At 71.1% G+C, this 19,241-nt stretch carries 16 protein-coding genes; 12 read left to right on the top strand and 4 right to left on the bottom strand.

From position 1 onward, the window contains the following. Positions 1 to 92: 92 nt before the first annotated feature. Positions 93 to 1,076 carry an aldo/keto reductase gene (locus ACQPZQ_RS01150; protein WP_433291088.1) on the top strand — a complete coding sequence of 328 codons (984 nt, stop codon included), beginning with the start codon at positions 93 to 95 and terminating at the stop codon, positions 1,074 to 1,076. A 102-nt stretch (positions 1,077 to 1,178) separates the two neighbouring features. Here the strand turns inward: ACQPZQ_RS01150 and ACQPZQ_RS01145 are convergent, their stop codons facing one another. The 3 genes from ACQPZQ_RS01145 to ACQPZQ_RS01135 are packed head-to-tail and all read right to left on the bottom strand — an operon-like array spanning position 1,179 to position 3,344. Then, positions 1,179 to 1,865, bottom strand: coding sequence for a FadR/GntR family transcriptional regulator (locus ACQPZQ_RS01145; RefSeq protein ID WP_433291086.1), 687 nt, complete (start codon positions 1,863 to 1,865; stop codon positions 1,179 to 1,181). 8 nt (positions 1,866 to 1,873) lie between these two features. Next, positions 1,874 to 2,431: a DinB family protein gene (locus ACQPZQ_RS01140; RefSeq protein ID WP_433291084.1), complete on the bottom strand. Its 558-nt coding sequence runs from the start codon at positions 2,429 to 2,431 to the stop codon at positions 1,874 to 1,876. Next, the gene (locus tag ACQPZQ_RS01135; protein WP_433291082.1) at positions 2,424 to 3,344 is read right to left on the bottom strand and encodes a LysR substrate-binding domain-containing protein; all 921 of its coding nucleotides are present in this window, start codon (positions 3,342 to 3,344) and stop codon (positions 2,424 to 2,426) included. The genes ACQPZQ_RS01140 and ACQPZQ_RS01135 overlap by 8 nt, the downstream gene beginning before the upstream one ends. Positions 3,345 to 3,483: 139 nt before the next feature. Here ACQPZQ_RS01135 and ACQPZQ_RS01130 point away from each other — a divergent pair, with 139 nt between their 5' ends. The 9 genes from ACQPZQ_RS01130 to ACQPZQ_RS01090 are packed head-to-tail and all read left to right on the top strand — an operon-like array spanning position 3,484 to position 12,331. Continuing rightward, positions 3,484 to 3,984 carry a tripartite tricarboxylate transporter TctB family protein gene (locus ACQPZQ_RS01130; protein WP_433291080.1) on the top strand — a complete coding sequence of 167 codons (501 nt, stop codon included), beginning with the start codon at positions 3,484 to 3,486 and terminating at the stop codon, positions 3,982 to 3,984. A gap of 1 nt (position 3,985) precedes the next feature. Then, positions 3,986 to 5,539, top strand: a complete 1,554-nt coding sequence (locus tag ACQPZQ_RS01125) for a tripartite tricarboxylate transporter permease (RefSeq protein ID WP_433291078.1) — start codon at positions 3,986 to 3,988, stop codon at positions 5,537 to 5,539. Continuing rightward, on the top strand, positions 5,539 to 6,507 hold the full coding sequence (locus tag ACQPZQ_RS01120; RefSeq protein WP_433291076.1) for a Bug family tripartite tricarboxylate transporter substrate binding protein: 969 nt from the start codon (positions 5,539 to 5,541) through the stop codon (positions 6,505 to 6,507). Before ACQPZQ_RS01125 ends, ACQPZQ_RS01120 begins: the two co-directional genes overlap by 1 nt. After that, a complete protein-coding gene (locus ACQPZQ_RS01115) occupies positions 6,500 to 8,155 on the top strand; it encodes a thiamine pyrophosphate-binding protein (RefSeq protein ID WP_433291074.1) in 1,656 nt (551 codons plus the stop codon). The genes ACQPZQ_RS01120 and ACQPZQ_RS01115 overlap by 8 nt, the downstream gene beginning before the upstream one ends. Next, positions 8,152 to 8,817 (top strand): 3-oxoacid CoA-transferase subunit A, encoded by a 666-nt coding sequence (locus ACQPZQ_RS01110; RefSeq protein ID WP_433291072.1) that lies wholly within the window; start codon positions 8,152 to 8,154, stop codon positions 8,815 to 8,817. Before ACQPZQ_RS01115 ends, ACQPZQ_RS01110 begins: the two co-directional genes overlap by 4 nt. Continuing rightward, positions 8,814 to 9,485 (top strand): 3-oxoacid CoA-transferase subunit B, encoded by a 672-nt coding sequence (locus tag ACQPZQ_RS01105; RefSeq protein WP_433291070.1) that lies wholly within the window; start codon positions 8,814 to 8,816, stop codon positions 9,483 to 9,485. Before ACQPZQ_RS01110 ends, ACQPZQ_RS01105 begins: the two co-directional genes overlap by 4 nt. A gap of 36 nt (positions 9,486 to 9,521) precedes the next feature. Further along, entirely contained in the window at positions 9,522 to 10,493 is a 972-nt protein-coding gene (locus ACQPZQ_RS01100) for a tripartite tricarboxylate transporter substrate binding protein (protein ID WP_433291068.1), read from the top strand. 14 nt (positions 10,494 to 10,507) lie between these two features. Further along, complete coding sequence (locus ACQPZQ_RS01095) at positions 10,508 to 11,497, top strand: Bug family tripartite tricarboxylate transporter substrate binding protein (RefSeq protein ID WP_433291066.1); 990 nt, start codon at positions 10,508 to 10,510, stop codon at positions 11,495 to 11,497. A 60-nt stretch (positions 11,498 to 11,557) separates the two neighbouring features. After that, the gene (locus ACQPZQ_RS01090) at positions 11,558 to 12,331 is read left to right on the top strand and encodes an SDR family oxidoreductase (protein WP_433291064.1); all 774 of its coding nucleotides are present in this window, start codon (positions 11,558 to 11,560) and stop codon (positions 12,329 to 12,331) included. A 10-nt stretch (positions 12,332 to 12,341) separates the two neighbouring features. Here ACQPZQ_RS01090 and ACQPZQ_RS01085 read toward each other — a convergent pair whose 3' ends face one another. Next, entirely contained in the window at positions 12,342 to 13,085 is a 744-nt protein-coding gene (locus ACQPZQ_RS01085) for an SDR family oxidoreductase (protein WP_433291062.1), read from the bottom strand. A 387-nt stretch (positions 13,086 to 13,472) separates the two neighbouring features. On the opposite strand from ACQPZQ_RS01085, the gene ectB reads away from it, so the two are divergent. Both ectB and ACQPZQ_RS01075 read left to right on the top strand, forming a co-directional pair. After that, positions 13,473 to 14,759, top strand: a complete 1,287-nt coding sequence (gene ectB / locus ACQPZQ_RS01080; protein WP_433291060.1) for a diaminobutyrate--2-oxoglutarate transaminase — start codon at positions 13,473 to 13,475, stop codon at positions 14,757 to 14,759. After that, complete coding sequence (locus ACQPZQ_RS01075; RefSeq protein ID WP_433291058.1) at positions 14,756 to 19,126, top strand: Pls/PosA family non-ribosomal peptide synthetase; 4,371 nt, start codon at positions 14,756 to 14,758, stop codon at positions 19,124 to 19,126. Before ectB ends, ACQPZQ_RS01075 begins: the two co-directional genes overlap by 4 nt. The last annotated feature ends 115 nt before the right edge of the window (positions 19,127 to 19,241 follow it).

Raw genomic sequence — 19,241 nt, 5'->3', positions numbered from 1 at the left:
CCGACTCGAAGGATGCGGAGGAGACCAATGATGACTTCGATCCCCGCGCGACGTGCCGTGGGCGCGTCGGCTACACCGACCCTCTTGCTGCCATGAGCACGTTGCTGGGTCGTTCGGCCGTGCCGGTGAGCCGGATCGGGCTCGGCACGGCGCCGCTGGGCAACCTCTACCGGGAGGTGCCCGACGCCGACGCGCTCGCCACGATCGACCAGGCCTGGGCCCGCGGCATCCGGTTCTTCGACACGGCGCCGCACTACGGTCTGGGCCTGTCCGAGCGGCGGCTCGGGGTGGCGCTGTCCGGGCGGCCGCGGGCGCAGTACACCATCTCGACCAAGATCGGACGGCTGCTGGTGCCCGACCCGGCCGGAGCCCACCGGCGCGACGACGAGGCCGGCTTCGACGTGCCCGCCGACCACCGCCGTGTGTGGGACTTCAGCGCCGACGGCGTCCGGCGCAGCCTGGAGGACAGCCTGGAGCGCCTCGGGCTCGACCGCATCGACCTCGTCCTGATCCACGACCCCGACGACCACTGGGCCGAGGCCGCAGGGCAGGCCTACCCGGCGCTGCACGACCTGCGCGCCCAGGGCGTGATCGGGGCGATCGGGGCGGGGATGAACCAGGCGGCGATGCTCGCCCGGTTCGTCACCGAGACCGATGTGGACGCCGTGCTCGTCGCGGGGCGGTGGACGTTGCTCGACCAGTCCGCGGCCGACGAACTGCTCCCGGCCTGCGCGCGCCGTGGTGTATCCGTCCTGGCGGCGGGTGTGTTCAACAGCGGCCTGCTCGCCACCGACGACCCGCCCGCCGACGCCACCTACGACTACCAGCCGGCTCGCGCGGAGGTGCGCGAACGCGCCGTCGCCATCGGTGCCGTCTGCCGCCGCCACGGTGTCGCGCTGCCCGCCGCCGCCATCGCGTTCGCCGGTGCGCGCCCCGAGGTCGCCTCGGTGGTGCTGGGGGCCCGCACCGCGGCCGAGGTGGCGACGAACACCGCCGCCGCGGCCGTCCCGGTGCCGGGGGACCTGTGGACCGAACTGGCAGAAGAGGGCCTGATCCGCCCCGACGTCCTTCCCTGACCACGACCGCACCCCGCGGGTCGGCGTGATTCGAACGGACGGGACACTGAGACCCTGCGTCTCTCCACCCGCCCGTGCTCGGATGTTTCGGACCGGATCGGGTCAGGGGGTGGGTTCGCCCAGGGCGCTGCGTAGCCACTGCTCCACGCCGGCCACATGGATCGTGGCCCACGCGCGGGCCAGCTCGGGCTGACGTGCGGCGATCGCGTCGCAGATCGCGGTGTGCTGCTCGATCGTGCGCGCGACGGCACCTTCCTGCGTCAGCCCGCGCCAGATCCGGGCGCGGGTGGTCGGGCCGGAGAGGCCCTCTATCAGCGAGCACAGCACGGTGTTGCCGCTGCCGACCGCCACCCGGCGGTGGAACTCCAGGTCGTTGGCCACGAGGTCCTCGACGCCGGGGTTCGGGTCGAGTTCGGCGAGCACGGCGCGTAGGCCGTCGATCTGCTCGTCGGTCATCGCGAGGGCAGCCATCGCGGTGGCGGCGGGTTCCAGGATGCGCCGCACCTCGAGGAACTCCAGCACCGTGTCGTCGCGGTGGAAATCGACGACGAACGTCATCGCGTCGAGCAACAGGTTCGGGTCGAGACTGGTGACGTAGGTGCCGTCGCCCTGCCGGACGTCGAGCACCCGGATCAGGGAGAGCGCCTTGACGGCCTCCCGCAGCGAGTTGCGGGACAGCCCCAGCCGCTCGGCGAGGTCCGCCTCGCGCGGCAGGCGCGCACCCGGCCCCAGCTCACCCGAGACGATCATCGCCTTGATCTTCTCGATGGCTTCGTCAGTGACGGGCACTCGGCCTCCTAGACATCGGATGTCTGGGAGCGTACTGCTGCTCGGCCGACGGCGGTGATATCCCGGATGTGGTGGCGCCCCTCGTGCAGTGCCTGGCGCACCAGCCACCGCGCTGAACGCACCTCGTGCGGCAACCGGGTGGCCACCCGGTCCCACTCGGTATCCGCGGTACGTGAGATCTCGTCGCGGAAGCCCTGGACGTTGTCGGCCAGCTCGTCGAGCACGGCGGCCAGGTCCCGCCGGGCGTAACGGAAGCGGCGGGCACGCAGGTCGTTGAGCATCGGCTCGAGCGACGGCCGCAGCTCGGTGCGTGTGCGGTGCAGCCGGATCGTGTACGTGGCGTAGACGTCGCGGACGTGGCACACGTACTCGACCACGCACCAGGTGTGCGGCTCGGGTCGCCTCCGGCGTACGGCCTCCGGCACGGCCGACGCGGCTGCACGGACCTGGCCGGGAATCTGTTCCAGCGCGGCCAGCGCCGCCGGAATGCCGATCGTGGCGTAGGACATGTCGCACCCGGGACAGACATGGTGCTCGCCCGCGAGCGGCGGTAGCGGCTCAGCCATCGTTGCTCCCGGCGGTGTCCGGCGTGGGGAGGGTCGCCGCCGCCACGGCGAGGAAGTTGGCCAGCAGCGGGGACGGATCGCCGTCCCGCCAGGCGAGAGCGATCGGCACCCGCACGTCGGCGCCGGTGACCGGCCGGAAGACGACGCCCTCGAACTGAAGCTCCTCCGCGGACTCCGGCAGCAGCGCGACGCCGACCGCGGCCGCGACGAGCGCCACCACCGTGTAGGTGTCCTTGGCCTCCTGCGCGACCCGAGGCCAGAAGCCCACGGAGCCGCACGCGCGCATCGCGGTGTCGCGCAGGAACGAGCCCTGCTGCGCCGGGTAGCTGACGAAGTTCTCCTCGGCCAGGTCGGTGAGCGCCACCGCGGGCCGCGCCGCGAGCGGGTGTTCCTCGGGCAGCACGGCCATCAGCTCCTCGTCGACGATGGTCCGGCTGGCCAGTGGCGGCGGGACCGGCGCCCGCAGGATGCCGACGTCGATGCCGCCGTCGAGCAGCGAGCTCGTCTGCGGGCCGCTGAAGACGGAGGGGTGCAGTTCGAGGCGGACCAGCGGATAGCGCTCCCGGTACGCCCGGGTCATCCTCGGCAGCAGCCGCCACGTGGTCACGCCGGTGAGCCCGAGCCGGATCTCCCCGCGCTCACCCCGCTCCGCGAGCAGCACGGACTCCCGGGCCCGATCCGCCTCGGCGAGCACGCGGCGGGCATGGTCGAGGAAGACGACGCCTGCGTTGGTGAGGCGGACCTGCCGGGTGGTGCGCTCGAACAGCAGCACACCGAGGTCTCGTTCCAGGTGCTTGATCTGCTGGCTGAGCGGCGGCTGGGCCATGTGCAGCCGGGCGGCGGCCCTGCCGAAGTGCAGCTCCTCGGCGACTGCGGCGAATGCACGGAGGTGCCGCAGCTCCATCGTCGTCATCCCTTCGCTGGTCGCGGCACAGATGCAGCGGATTGATAGGCCCGTGCTCTCAGTGGTGCCGTGATCTTGTATTGGACCGGATCAGTGTGCCTGCCTAATGTCCGTTTCACAGCGTTCGTCCCTCATGGGTGAGGTGCCGATGGATCGTTCGACAGCGCCGTCGACGGGTGGTGCGGCGCACCACGGGCTGCGCGGACAGCTTCATCGGCTCGGCCCACTCGTGGTTCTCGGCATCGGTGTCGCCGCCCTCGTCGGTGCCGCCGGACTGTCCCTCGGTGAGCTGACGGAACCGGGCCCGGGGCTGTGGCCGTTCATCGTCGCGCTGCTGATGACCGGCACCGCGCTGGTGCTGGTGGTGGTCGACGACCCCGCCGACTACGAGCCCTGGACGCGCAGTTCCGCACGGATCGCCGGCGGCGTGGCCGGGCTCGCCGTGTTCATATTGGCGTTCGAGGCGATCGGGTTCCTGCTCCCGGCCTTCCTGATGCTCCTGTTGTGGCTGCGCGTCTTCGGCGGGGAGAGCCGGCGCTGGTCACTCGGCCTCGCCCTCGCGGGGTCCGTCGGGATCTACCTGCTGTTCGACCAGCTGCTCGGGGTGCCGTTCCCCGACGACGTCGTGGCCGGGCTGGTCGGCGCCTGACATGGACCTGCTGCAGGGGATCGCCCAGGGCTTCGCGGTCGCGCTCGACCCCGTCAACATCCTCTACGTCTTCGTCGGCGTGCTCATCGGCACGGTCATCGGTGTGCTCCCGGGTCTCGGCCCGACCGCGACGATCGCCCTGCTCCTGCCACTGACCTACGAGATCGAGCCCAGCACGGCCGTCATCCTCCTGGCCGGCATCTACTACGGGTCGATGTACGGCGGCACGATCACCTCCGTGCTGCTGCGCCTGCCGGGCGAGGCCGCGTCCGTCGTCACCACCTTCGACGGCTACGAGATGGCCAAGCAGGGCCGTGCTGGGCCTGCGCTGGGGATCGCCGCGATCGGCTCGTTCATCGGCGGGATCCTGGCGGTCGTCGGGCTCACGCTGCTCGCCCCGCCGCTGGCATCGCTCGCCGTGTCCTTCGGGCCGCCCGAGTACGTCGCGCTGACAGTGCTCGGCATCCTGCTCGTGACGTACCTGGGCACCGGTTCGGCGCTGAAGAGCCTGAGCATGGCCGCGCTGGGGCTCCTGCTCGCCACGATCGGCCAGGACCCGATCACCGGCACCACCCGCTTCACGTTCGGCGAGGTCTCGCTCTTCGACGGGCTGGACTTCGTCGCCGTGGCGATGGGGCTGTTCGGCGTCGGCGAGATCCTGCACAGCCTGGAGCGCACCGAGAAGGTCCAGGCCGTCACGAAGAAGATCAGGAACATCTGGCCGAGCCGCAGCGACCTGCGCCGGTCCGCGGGCGCGATCGGCCGGGGCAGCGTGCTCGGGTTCGTGATCGGTGTGCTGCCCGGTGGTGGCGGGGTCGTCTCGTCGCTGGCCTCGTACGCGCTGGAGAAGCGGCGCGCGAAGGACCCGAGCCGGTTCGGCAAGGGCGCCATCGAAGGCGTCGCAGGCCCCGAGACGGCCAACAACGCCTCGTCGACGTCGGCGTTCATCCCGCTGCTCACGCTCGGCGTCCCGGCCAACGTCGTGCTCGCACTGATCTTCGGGGCGCTGCTCGTGCAGGGCATCACCCCCGGCCCGCAGCTCATCGACCAGCACCCGGAGATCTTCTGGGGCGTGATCGCGTCGATGTTCGTCGGCAACCTCATGCTGCTCGCGCTGAACATCCCGCTCGTCGGGGTGTTCGTGCAGATCCTGCGGGTTCGGGCCGGGATCCTCGCCGCGTTCGCCCTGCTCGTGACCATGGCGGGCGTCTTCTCGATCAACAACGACGTCACCGACATGTGGGTGGTGCTCGCGTTCGGTGTGCTGGGCTGGCTGATGAAGAAGACCGGGTTCGAGCCCGGTCCGCTCGTGCTGGCCTTCGTGCTCGGCCCGATCCTCGAACGCGCGTTCCGTCAGTCGATGCTGATCTCCGGCGGCAACCTGGGCATCTTCGTCACGCGGCCGATCTCCGGCGGGATCTTCCTGGTGATGGCGCTCGTCGTCGTGGCCGGCATCGTGACCGCCCGTCGACGTCGTCTCGTGCACCTCCCGGCCGAGGACGAGCCCGCCACGTCCACGCCCGAGCCCGACCGCCGCACGACCCCGGGAGAGTGATGAACCGACTGCGCCTGTTCGCCGCCGTGCTCACGGCGGGACTCGTGCTCGCGGCCTGCGGCCAGGGTGTCGGCTCGGATGAGCCTGCCGCCTACCCGTCCGAGCCGATCCGCATGCTCGTCCCCTACACGGCAGGCGGTCCCACCGACATCGCTGCGCGCTCGCTCGCGAAGTACATGGAGAGCACGCTCCGGCAGACCGTCGTGGTGGAGAACGAGCCCGGCGCCTCGGGTTCGACGGCCTACCAACGGCTCCTCTCCTCCGATCCGGACGGGCACACGCTCTCGATGACCGCCCTGCCGACGGCCGTGCTCAACTACCTGGTCAACGACGTCGGCTACAAGCGCGAGGACTTCGCGCCGATCGGCGTGATCACGCAGGTGCCGTCGGCCCTCGTCGTCCCGGCCACCTCGCCCTACGCCGATCTCGGGGCGCTCTTCGCCGACGCGCGAACCGACCCCACCAAGGTCACCGTCGGCACACCGGGGGCGACCAACACCCACGCCGCGGAGACGCGCCGCATCGCCCAGCTCTACGACGTACCGCTGACGGTGCTGCCGTTCAACGGCAATCAGGAGGTACTGACGGCGCTCCTGGGCGGCAACACGACCGCCGGGTTCGTCAACGTCTCGCAGGACATGCTGCCCTCGATCGAGTCGGGCGTCCTGCGGGTGCTCGCCGTGGGCACCGAGGAGCGTCTGCCCTACCTGGACGCGCCGACCTTCGTCGAGCAGGGGTTTCCGGAGATCACCAAGAGCACCACGACGTTCGGCGTGATCGCACCGGGAGGGACACCCCAGCAGGTGATCGCCCGGTTGGAGGAGACGATGCGCGCCGCCTCGGCGGATGCTGGAGTCCGCCAGGGCCTCGACGAGCGCTACGTGCCCGGGCAGTTCATGGGCAGCGCCGAGCTCGCGGCGCTGTTCGCCGAGACCGAGCAGACGTTTCGAGGGGTGGCCGGTGGCTGAGGTAGGAGCGGACAGCGGAGCAACCGCGCTGGTGGAGGCGCTGCGCGAGCTCGACGTCGACATCGCGTTCGGCCTGCCCGGCGTGCACAATCTGCCCGTGTGGGAGGCGTGCGCGGCCGCCGGGATCCGATTGGTGGGCGTGCGGCACGAGCAGGCCGCCGCCTACGCGGCCGACGGGTACGCCCGGGCGACGGGACGGCTGGGGGTCGCGGTGGTGACCACCGGGCCGGGCGCAGCCAACACCCTCGGTGCCACCGGTGAGGCGATGACGTCCGGCGCACCCGTGCTCGTGCTCGCCACGGACATCCCGTCGACGCTGCGCCGTCCCGGTGTGTACCGCGGTGTGCTGCACGAGACCCGCGACCAGGCGGCGATGTTCGCCCCGGTGACCAAGGCGGCCACCACCGCCGGTGCGGCAGCCGAGCTGCACGCCGCCGTCCTGCGGGCCGGCCGCACGGCGCTGGCCGCCCCGACGGGCCCGGTCTACCTGGGCGTCCCCACCGACCTTCTCAGCCAGGCCACCGGCGGCCGGGATGCCGATCCCGGCCTCCCACCGGAACGCCCGTCGTCCGGCGGTGAGCTGCGGGATGCGCTCGCGATGGTCGAGCGCGCGGAGCGGCCCGTGCTGTGGGTCGGGGGCGGGGCGCTGCGGGCGGGCGCGGGCGACGCCGTGGGTCTGCTCGCCGAGCGGCTGGGCGCCCCGGTGATCACCACGTACAACGGCCGCGGGGTCCTCCCGCCCGACCACCCGTGCCTGGTGCCCGGCCCAGCGCACGTCCCGGCCATCGGGGCGCTGTGGGACCAGGCCGACCTCGTGATCGCCATCGGCAGCGACTTCGACGGCATGACCACCCAGAACTGGCGGATGCCCGCGCCGCCCGCGCTGCTCGCGATCAACGTCGACGCCGAGGACGCCGCGAAGAACTACCGGCCCGACCTCGTCCTCGTCGGCGACGCGCTGGCCGTCACCGAGCGGCTGGCGGCCGCCGTTCCGGCCCGTGACGGCCTTGGCGACCTCACCGCGCGGCTCGAGGGGCTGCGCGGTGAGGTCGCGGCGCTGGTGCGGGAGGAGGAGCCGCAGGCCGCTCTGCTGCTGGACGCGCTCGACCGGCTGGTCCCCGCCGACGCGACGGTGCTCGCCGACATGTGCATCGCGGGCTACTGGGTGGCCGGTTTCCACCGCGTGCCCGGTCCGCGACGGCTCGCCTACCCGATGGGCTGGGGCACGCTGGGCTTCGCCTTCCCGGCCGCGCTCGGTGCGGCCGCCGCCGGTGTGGGCCGCGCGATCGCGGTGGTGGGCGACGGTGGCTTCCTCTTCGCCTGCGGTGAGCTGGCCACCGCGGCACAGGAGCAACTGCCGCTCACCGTCGTGCTCGTCGACGACGGCGGCTACGGGATGCTGCGCTTCGACCAGGTGCAGGCGGGGGTGCCCACTCGTGGCGTCGACCTGGCCACCCCCGACTTCGTCGCGCTCGCCGCGGCGTTCGGGGTGCCGGGGGAACAGGTCGACGGGTTCGGCGACGCGTTCGAGGCCGCGCTGGCGAAGAGCCTCGACGCCGACGGCCCGAACCTCATCGCCGTCCGTGCCGCGCTCACTCCGCCACCCTCGACCTCACCGCGGTGGTACCGCGCGAAGGCGCCGCGGTGATCGACAAACGGGTGGCGTCGCTCGCCGACGCCGTGGCGGGGATCGGTGACGGCGCGACGGTGCTGGTGGGCGGGTTCGGCAACTCCGGAGTGCCGGTGGCCCTCGTGCACGCCGTGCTGGAACTGGGAGTCCGCGACCTGACCGTCGTCACCAACAACGCGGGCAGCGGCGAGACCGACATCGCGGCGCTCATCCGCGAACGCCGGGTCCGGAAGATCATCTGCTCGTACCCGCGGTCGGCGGGCTCCGTCTGGTTCGAGAAGTTCTGGCGTGCAGGCGAGATCGAGCTGGAGCTGGTGCCCCAGGGCACGCTCAGCGAGCGGATGCGCGCGGCAGGGGCGGGGCTCGGCGGCTTCTTCACCCCGGCAGGCGCCGACTCCCCACTCGCGCGGGGCAAGGAGGTGCGGGTGATCGACGGGCGCAGGCACGTGTTCGAGAAGCCACTGCCTGCCGACGTCGCCCTCATCAAGGCCGACCGGGCCGACCGCTGGGGCAACCTCGTCTACCACAGCGCCGCCCGCAACTTCGGTCCCGTGATGGCCACCGCCGCCGCGCTGACGGTGGCGCAGGTGCGCACGTTCGTCGAGCTCGGGACGCTCGACCCGGAGGCCGTGGTGACACCCGGGATCTTCGTTCAGCGCGTGGTGGAGGTGCCGGCGTGAGCGATCGCAGGCTGACTGCGCAGGAGATGGCTCGCCGGGTGGCACACGACATCCCGGACGGCTCGTACGTCAACCTCGGGATCGGCATGCCCACGCTGGTGGCCGACGTGGTCCCGCCGGACCGGGAGATCATCTACCACAGCGAGAACGGGATTCTCGGGATGGGACCCGCGCCCGCGCCCGGCACCGGTGACCCCGAGCTGATCAACGCAGGCAAGGAGCAGGTGACTCTGCTCCCCGGCGGCGCCTACGTCCACCACACCGACGCGTTCGTGATGATGAGGGGCGGCCACATCGACATCACGGTGCTCGGCGCGTTCCAGGTCTCCGAGACCGGCGACCTCGCCAACTGGGCCACCGACGATGCGTCGATGCCGCCGGCCGTCGGCGGGGCGATGGACCTCGCCGTCGGTGCCCGCCGGGTGCTCGTCATGACCACCCACACCACCCGTGACGGACGGCCGAAGCTGCTCGCCGAGTGCAGCTACCCGCTCACCGCCGCTGCCGTGGTGGACCGCGTCTACACCGACATGGCCGTCATCGACGTGACGCCCGACGGCTTCGTGGTCCGCGAGCTCGTGGCCGGCACGACCCCGGACGACCTGCGGGCCGTCACCGCCGCTCCGCTGCACTTCCCCGCCGACCTCGCCGTGCTCGTCCCCACCTGACCGCTGCCCTGACCCGACCACCGACCGTGAGGAACCATGCAACGTCGCATCCTCGGCCGGACGGCGATCACCCTCGCCGTGCTCGCGCTGCTGGCCGCCTGCGGGGGCCGGGAGCGCGCTGACGCCGGTTTCCCGAGCGAGTCGATCCGCCTGCTCGTGCCCTACGCCGCGGGCGGACCCACCGACCTCACGGCGCGCGCCTACGGGGAGTTCCTCGAACGGGATCTGGGACAGCCGGTGATCGTCGAGAACAAACCCGGTGGGTCCGGGGCGATCGCCACGCAGGAGCTCGTCTCCGCCGACCCGGACGGGCACACGTTGGCGCTGATCACTGCAGGCACGGTGGTGCTGACACCGCTCGCGAACGACGTCGGCTACGCCGCCTCCGACGTCACCCCCGTCGGCGTGATGTCGGAGGTGCCGTCGCTGCTCGCGGTCGGCTCCGGATCGCCCCACCGTGACATCGCGGAGCTCGTCGCGGCCGCGCGCGCACGACCGGGCGCGGTGTCCGTGGCGGTGCCGGGGGCGTCCACCCCGCAGGGGGTCGAGCTGCAACGCCTGCGTGACGAGCACGGCGTCGAGTTCGCCGTCGTCCCGTTCAACGGCAACGCCGAGATGACAACCGCGCTGCTGGGCGGCAACGTCGACGCCGTCCTGATCAACGCATCGCAGGACGTCGTCGAGAACATCGACGCCGGTCGCTTCCGGCCACTCGCGGTGTCCACCGAGCAGCGCCTGAACTGGCTCGCCGATACCCCCACGCTCGTCGAGTCCGGGTTCGCCGGTCTCACCCTGTCGGGCTCGACCTTCGGGCTGGCCGGGCCGGCGGGGCTGCCCGCCGCCGTGGCCACCCGGCTGGAGGACGCACTGCGCCGCGCACACGCCGATCCGGACGTCGTGGCGAAGGTGGGCGAGCGCTACACCGGCACCAGCTTCGTCGGTGCCTCCGACCTGCGCGCGGTCCTCGACCGCACCCGGGCCGTGTACGAGCCGATCCTGACCGGTTGAGCGGGAGGACCCAGATGATGATGCGGGACGGAAGATGGGCGGCGCTCGCCGCCATGACGGCGCTGACGGTCTCCTGTTCGGAAGGAGGGAGCGCGCCCGAGGCTGCCGGGGAGTACCCGACGAAAGAGATCAGGGTGATCGTCCCGTACACAGCGGGCGGCCCGACCGACCTCGCTGCCCGCACGATGGGCACGCACCTCGAGCGTGCTCTGGGTGAGCCGGTCGTCGTCGAGAACCTGCCCGGCGCCGCCGGGGCACTCGCGATGAACGAACTGGTGGGCAGCGAGCCCGACGGCCACACGCTCACGCTGGTCGCGGCCCCGTCGACGGTGGTCACCCCGCTCATCCAGGACGTGTCCTACGGACCGGACGACTTCGAGACCATCGGCGTGATCACCGAGGTGCCGTCGGTGCTTACCGTGGGCGCGAGCTCGGAGTTCCCCGATGCCGCCGCGTTCTTCGACGCCGCTCGTGCGCGTCCCGGCGAGCTCACGGTCGGCACGCCCGGCGCCACCACGTCACAGGGCATCGAGCTGCGCAGGCTGGCGAGCGAGTACGGCGTCCGGGTCACCGTCGTTCCGTTCAACGGCAACGCCGAGCTCATCCAGGCCCTGCTCGGTGGCACGGTCGACGCGCTGCTGGTCAACGTCTCGCAGGACATCCGGGCGCAGTTCGACGCGGGCGAGTTCCGGCCGCTGGCGATCAGTCCCGCCGAGCGGGTCGACTACCTCCCGGACACCCCCACGCTGGCCGAGCTGGGCTTCCCCGGCCTCACCTACAGCACCTCGCTGTTCGGGCTGGGGGCGCCGGTGGGAACGCCGCCCGAGGTCATCGCAGAGCTGGAGGAGACGATGCGCGCCGGGCTGGCCGACCCGGCCCTGCGCACCCAGCTCGACGAGGCGTACGTGCCGGACGAGTTCATCGGCGCGACCGAGTTCCGGACCATGCTCGACGAGATCGTCCGCGTGTACGGCCCGGTGGCGCAGGAGCTACGAGGTGGTTGACTCCCTACACATGGAACACAGTGATCGAGGTCTGCAGGGCATGACGGCGGTGAGCGCCTGATGGACACGGGACTGCAGGGACGCACCGCGATCGTGCCGGGGTCGAGCTCCGGGCTGGGGCTGGCCGTGGCCCGCTCGCTCGCTGCGGAGGGCGCCAACGTCGTGCTGGTGGGCCGGCGCGGTGAGCTGGTGCAGAAGGAGGCCGCCGCGCTGCCGTCGGCCGTCGGGGTCGAGGCGGATCTCGCCGATCCCGACGTGCCCGCGAGGCTCGTGGCGGAGGCCGAGCAGCGCTTCGGGCCGGTGGACGTGCTGGTGCTGAACGGTGGCGGGCCGCCGCCGGGGTTGGCCACCGACTTCTCCCCCGAGCAGTTCGCGACCGCCGTCGACCTGCTCGTGCAGCCGCACCTGCGGCTCGTGGCCGGGGTGCTGCCGGGCATGCGCGAGCGCGGGTTCGGCCGGATCGTCGCTGTGGGGTCGAGCGGCGTGCAGCAGCCGATCGATGGGCTCGTGGCGTCCAACGCGGCACGCGCCGCACTGGCCGGTTACCTCAAGACCCTCGCCGGTGAGGTCGCCGCCGACGGCGTGACGGTCAACATGGTGCTGCCCGGCCGCATCGACACCGACCGCGTCGCCGTGCTGGACCGCGCCGTCGCCGAGCGCTCGGGCACCACGCCGGACCAGCAGCGGGCCCGCGCCGAGGCGACGATCCCCGCCGGGCGCTACGGCACGCCCGAGGAGTTCGCGGCCGTCGTCACCTTCCTCGCGAGCGCCGCGGCGTCCTACGTGACGGGCGAGCAGGTCCGGTGCGACGGCGGGATGATCCGCGCGCACTGAAGGGCTGTGCTCACCCGCGCCCGATGAACGGCATCGTCGTGGCGGTGATGGTGAGGAACTGCACGTTGGCGTCGAGTGGCAGGCGGGCCATGAACAGCACCGCCTCGGCGACATGGGCGGGGTCGAAGGTCGGCTCCGGCCGGACGCTGCCGTCGGCCTGACGCGCACCGGTGGAGATCCCCGCGGTCATCTCGGTGGCCGCGTTGCCGATGTCGATCTGTCCGCACGCGATGCCGTAGGGGCGGCCGTCCAGCGAGATCGACTTCGTCAGGCCGGTGATCGCGTGCTTCGTCGCGGTGTACGCGGCGCTTCCGGGGCGGGGGACGTGGGCGGAGATCGACCCGTTGTTGATGATCCGCCCGCCCTGCGGCTGCTGGGCGCGCATCGTCGCGAAGGCCTCGCGCGTGCAGAGGAACGTGCCCGTCAGGTTGGTGGCCACGGCAGCCGTCCAGTCCTCGACAGCGATCTCGTCGGGGCTGCCGCTGGGGCCGAAACTGCCTGCATTGTTGATCAGCAGGTCGACCCGGCCCCACGTGTCTCGCACCGTGTCGAACAGCCGGGCGACGGAGCCGGAGTCGGCCACGTCCGTGGGCACCACCAGAGCCGCCGGATCGCCGGAAGCCGTGCCGTCCAGGGCCTCGCGGCGCCTGCCCGCGAGCGCCACGCGAAACCCGTTCTCCAGCAGGGCCCGCGCCATGAGCCGTCCGACCCCGGAACCCGCTCCCGTCACCACCGCGACTGGTTCGTCCGCCACCGCTTCCCCCTTCGATCGTGAGGCCGGGCAGGCCGGCCCCGCGCCGGCCGCACTGTTGCCGGGCAGCACAGACCGTATCCACGCGGACGCACCTCTGCCGCAGGCTCTGCAGCCGGGACGCATGGCGGACGTTGGGCGGAGAGCAACAGTCGGAGAGTTATTCCGGGCTTTGCGGACAATCTGCCATGGCCGGGATCACACTGACCCCGGCGCGTTCCGACGTCTCCCCGACGGTGTCCGGTTAGCACCCGTAACCATAGTTTCATCTCGGTTCGGCTTTTACTGAAACCTTACGGATCATTGAGAGAAGGCATTGCCGTAAACGGGGTGAGTACGGTCACGGCCGACAGTGCGAACAAAATCCCGGCCCGCCGCGTAGCCCCAGACATGGTGACTGAAAACCGGGGCTCAACCGGGAAGGAAGTTTTCGCGCGTCGCGAGTCGCGAGTGCGCAGCTACAGCCGCAAGTACGAGATCGTGTTCGAGGAGGCCCGCGGCACCCTGGTCTGGGACGCCGACGGTCGTGAGTACATGGATTTCCTCGCGGGGGCAGGCTCCCTGAACTACGGCCACAACGACCCCGACATGGCCGAGGCGCTCGTCGCCCACATCCGCCGCGGGGGCATCGCGCAGGGTCTCGACCTCTTCACGCGACCGAAGATGGAGTTCCTCGAGACCTTCGAGGGTCTCGTCCTCGAGCCGCGCTCCATGGACTACCGGATCCACTTCACCGGCCCGACCGGGACCAACGCCGTGGAGGCCGCGCTCAAGCTGGCCAGGAAGGCCACCGGGCGCCGCAACGTCATCGCGTTCACGAACGGGTTCCACGGCGTCAGCCAGGGCGCTCTCGCCGCCACCGGGAACCGGGACCACCGCATGGGCGGCGCCACCGTGTCGCTTCCCGACGTCACCCGTCTTCCCTACGACGGCTACCTCGGCGGTTCCGTCGACACCTCGGAACTGCTGGAGCGCGTGCTGTCCGACCCGTCCAGCGGTGTCGACGCCCCCGCCGCGATCCTGCTCGAGACGGTTCAGGGCGAGGGCGGCCTCAATGTCGCCTCACGGCCGTGGCTGCGCCGCGTCGCCGCCATCACCAAGGCCCACGGCGCACTCCTGATCGTCGACGACATCCAGGCCGGTGTCGGACGCACGGGTTCGTTCTTCAGCTTCGAGGGCATGGGCGTCACCCCGGATCTCGTGACGCTGTCCAAGTCCATTTCCGGTTTCGGTCTGCCGATGTCGCTGCTCCTGATAAAACCGGAGTTCGACGTCTGGAAGCCGGGCGAGCACAACGGCACTTTCCGCGGCAACGCACACGCCTTCGTCACCGCACGAGTGGCGCTGGAGAAGTTCTGGGGCGACCGGAGCTTCCAGCACGAGATCGAGCGCAGCAGCGCCCTCGTCGGCGAGCGGCTGGCCCGCATCGCCCGGCTCGTTCCGGGCGCCACGGTCAAGGGCCGCGGGATGATGCAGGGCATCGACGTCCGCGACGGGGACGTCGCCGCCGAGATCTGCCGCCGCAGCGCGCAGCGGCGCCTGATCATCGAGTCCGCCGGGCCCAAGGACGAGGTCATCAAGATCCTTGCCCCGCTCACCACGTCCGAGCAGATCCTGAACCGCGGCCTCGACATCCTCGAGGAATCAGCCGCGGCCGGCCTGCACGCCGTCGCATGAGCACGGGATTCGACCAGGGAACTCGACCGGTCGGGGCGTTCGGTCGACTAGCCAATCTGGTACTCAGCAGCGACGATGCCGACCAGTCGGTCCGATGGACCCCTGGTGAACGGCTGCACCACCTGTTCGAGGAGCGATGCGACTCGTTCCGAGCCGAGGGGGACCCCGGCCACCTGGCCGTGGCCGGCCGGGATCTCGCAGTGACCTATCCGGAGCTGGACGCCCGCGCGAACCGGATGGCTCGGTTCCTGCGCAGCCAGGGCGTGGGGCCGGGTTCGCGGGTGGGACTCGTGTTCGACGAACCGCTGCAGTCCTACACCGCCATCCTCGCCGTGCTCAAGATCAACGCGGCGTACGTGCCGCTCGACCCGGTGTTCCCTGCCGACCGCATCGCCTACATCGTGGGCGACGCCGGTGTCACCGTCGTGCTCACCCTTTCCCACCTGCGCGAACGTGTGGCAGAACCGGGTGCCGCGGTGGTGTGCGTCGACGAGGTGCAGGAGCAGGTCGACGCCCAGGACCCGTCCCGGCTGAGTGCCGTCGAGCAGGGCACCCCGGTGGAGGACCTCTGCTACATCATCTACACCTCCGGCACGACGGGACGGCCCAAGGGCGTCGCGATCGAGCACGCGAGCATCTGCAACTTCGTGCGCGTCGCGGCCGAGGTCTACGGCGTGGTGCCCGGGGACCGCATGTACCAGGGCATGACGATCGCGTTCGACTTCTCCGTCGAGGAGATCTGGATCTCGCTCGTGGTCGGCGCGACGCTCGTGCCGAAGCGGGGCGGCAGCCTGCTGGGCGAGGATCTCGCCGACTTCCTGCGCGAAGAGCGCGTCACCGCGATGTGCTGCGTTCCCACGCTGCTCGCGACGATGGACGACGACCTTCCCGACCTGCGGTTCCTTCTGGTGTCCGGCGAGGCGTGCCCGCAGGACCTCGTGACCCGCTGGCATCGCCCCGGACGGCGCTTCCTCAACGTCTACGGCCCGACCGAGGCCACCGTCACCGCCACGTGGACCACGCTGGAACCCGACCGGCCCGTGACGATCGGCGTGCCCCTCCCCACGTACTCGGTCGTGATCCTCGACGAGAACGACCAGCGTCCGCTTCCCCCCGGGCAGCTGGGCGAGATCGGCATCGCCGGCATCGGCCTGTCCGCCGGCTACGTCGGCCGCGGCGACCTCACCGCGAAGGCCTTCATCCCCGACGTCATCGGCATCCCCAACAACACCTCCGGGCTGATCTACCGCAGTGGTGACCTCGGCCGGATCACCGAGGACGGTCTCGTCGAATGCCTCGGCCGGATCGACACGCAGGTGAAGGTCCGCGGCTACCGCATCGAGCTGACCGAGATCGAGTCGCTGCTCCTGCAGCTGCCGGAGATCGCGCAGGCCGTGGTGGACACCTACGAGCCCGCCCCGGGCGTGGTGGAGCTGGTGGCCTACTACACACTGCGTCGCCCCGGGCAGCCCGCGGACATCGACCGCGTGCACGACGAGCTGCGCAGGCGGCTGCCGTCGTACATGGTGCCCGCCTACTTCGAGCAGCTCGAGCGCATCCCGATGCTGCCCAGCGACAAGGCCGACCGGAAGAACCTCCCGGCGCCGCAGGGCCCCCGGTACACGGCCGCGCAGGGCGAGATCGTCGAGGCCGAGGGCGAGGTCGAGACGCTGCTGGCCGGCACCGTCGCGGAGATGCTGTCGCTCGACCGCGTGTCCGTCGAGAGCAACCTCTTCGAAGACCTCGGGATGAACTCCCTGCTGATCGCGCAGATGTCGGCCAAGCTGCGGGTGCACGAGCAGCTGCCCCCGATCGCCATGAAGGACGTGTACCTGAACCCGACGGTGCGCGCGCTCTCGGCGACCCTGCAGGACGCCGCACCTCGGCAGGCCTCCGCCGAGCCGCGCACGATCCGCCGGGCAGGCACCGTGCCGTACCTGCTCACCGGCCTGGCGCAGGCAGCGGTGTACTTGGGCTTCGCCTACCTCGTCGCCTTCGCAGGCGTCACCGCGTACGGGTGGCTGTCCGACGCGACCGGCGTCCTCGACATCTACCTGCGTTCGGTCGCACTCGGCGGGGCCGTGTTCCTCGTCCTGACCCTGCTCCCGGTCGTGGCGAAATGGGTGTTGATCGGCCGGTGGAAGGCGGGCGTGATCCCGATCTGGGGCCTGCGCTACCTGCGGTTCTGGATCGTGCGCCAACTGCTGCGCATCAGCCCCGCGCTGGCGTTCGTCGGCTCGCCGCTGTACCTGGTCTACCTCAGGATGCTGGGGACGAAGGTCGGCAAGGGAGCCGTGGTCCTCTCCACGGCGTTGCCGGTCTGCAGCGACCTGATCACCATCGGCGCAGGTGCCGTCGTGCGTAAGGACTCGTACTTCAGCGGCTACCACGCCGAGTCCGGGTGGATCCGGACGGGCCGCGTCGACATCGGGGCGAACGCCCTGATCGGCGAGGCCACGGTGCTCGAGATCGACACCGCAGTCGGGGACGGCGCCCAGCTCGGCCACACGTCGGCACTGCGGATCGGCCAGAAGGTGCCGGCCGGGAAGCGCTACCACGGCTCTCCCGCCCAGGAGACCACCGCCGACTACCGGCGGGTGGAGTCGCAGGGTGGCAACGGCCTGCGCCGCTTCGTCTACGGGGCCTCCCAGCTCCTCGCGATGCTCCTGATCTGGACCCCCGTGGCGACCGGACTGATCTTCGTCCTCCTGCCGAGCATCTTCCCGACCGTGAACACCGCATCAGCGGTGCAGGCCGTGGTGGACGGCACCGACCGCAGCGTGTTCGCCCAGCCCCGGTTCTACGTGGACTACTTCCTCGTCTCCGGCGCGCTGCTGTTCGGCGTGATGCTCCTCGGGCTGCTGGCGGCGGCCATCGTGCCGCGCGTGCTGAAGAGGATCGTCCCGCCGGACACCGCGCACCCGCTCTACGGGTTCCGCTACACGGCCCACCGCGCGCTGCGCCGGCTGACCAACATCCCGTTCTTCACCAACCTGCTGGGCGACAGCTCATTCATCATCCGCTACCTCCAGCTGATCGGTTACGACCTCTCCACCGTGCAGCAGACGGGGTCGAACTTCGGGCTGATGGAGAAGCACGAGTCGCCGTTCCTGTCCCACGTGGGCACCGGCACGCTCGTCTCGGACGGCTTGTCGCTCGCGAACGCCGACTACTCGAACACGTCGTTCATGGTGTCGCGGGTGTCGCTCGGCGCCAACAGCTTCATCGGCAACGCCGTCACCTATCCGGCCGGAGGACGGACCGGGGACAACATCCTCCTCGCGACCAAGGCGATGATCCCGGTCGACGGGCCGGTGCGGGAAGGCGTGGGCCTGCTGGGGTCTCCCCCCTTCGAGATCCCGCGCTCGGTGCAGCGCGACGTGGACCTCGAGTGGTACCGCAGCCCCGAGGAGCTTCCGGCGCGCCTGGCCCGGAAGAACCGCTCCAACGCGATCACGATCGCGATGTTCCTGCTGCAACGGTGGCTGCAATGGTTCGGCGTCGTCCTCATCGGGCTGCTGTCGACCTACTTCTACAGCGACATCGGAGTCAGCTCGTACGCGCTCGGAATCATCGCGGCGCTGGTGTTCACGACGCTGTTCTCGGTGCTGGCCGAGCGCGCGAGCATCGGGTTCCGTCGGCTCACGCCCCAGTTCTGCTCGATCTACCAGCCGTACTTCTGGCGCCACGAACGCCTGTGGAAGCTGAGCGGAACCGGCTACCTGCAGATCTTCAACGGCACGCCGTTCAAGTCGATCGTGTGGCGGATGCTCGGCGTGCGCGTCGGGAAGAAGCTGTTCGACGACGGCGCCGGCATCCCGGAGAAGACGCTTGTGACGATCGGGGACTACTGCACCCTGGGAGCGCAGGCCACGATCCAGTGCCACTCGCTGGAGGACGGCAGCTTCAAGTCCGGCTACACCGTCATCGGGAACGGCAGCACCGTGGGCGCCAACGCCTGGGTGCACTACGGCGTGACAATGGGCGAGCGTGTCGTGGTCGACGCCGACTCCTTCCTGATGAAGGGCGAGGAGCCGGTCGCGGACTCCCGGTGGCGGGGCAACCCGGCCCGTGAGGTTTCGGAAGGCGATGCTCCGGTGGTCCGCCCGACGGCCCGCCGGCTCGCCCGCAAGCTCGACCGCGAGGCCCGGGAGGCCGCTCGGTTGGCCGCCTGGCAGGCCCGGCACGGACGGCACGCCAAGGCCAGGAAAACCGGTCCCGCCCGGTGCACGGTGACCCGTACCCCCTCAGGGTCGGCCGCCGCACACGCCGAGCTGCCCCGCACCCGACGCTCAGAGGCGACAGCGCCCGAGTCGGGCACCCCGGAGACCCGCACCATCACTCACCGGCGCCGGCCGAGGAGCTGAGCGCCGGCCACCTGCAGTGGCGCCGCACCCGGGGATGCGGCGCCACTGCGATCCCGGCTGCAACCGCCTCTACGGCGACGGCAGCGACGGTCTCACGGCGACGGCTCTGACGGTC

The organism is Pseudonocardia sp. CA-142604 (genome assembly GCF_050948475.1).
Classification (GTDB): domain Bacteria; phylum Actinomycetota; class Actinomycetes; order Mycobacteriales; family Pseudonocardiaceae; genus Pseudonocardia; species Pseudonocardia alaniniphila.
Note: the sequence above shows the minus strand (reverse complement) of the source record. Positions and strands in the feature narration are given on the sequence as shown.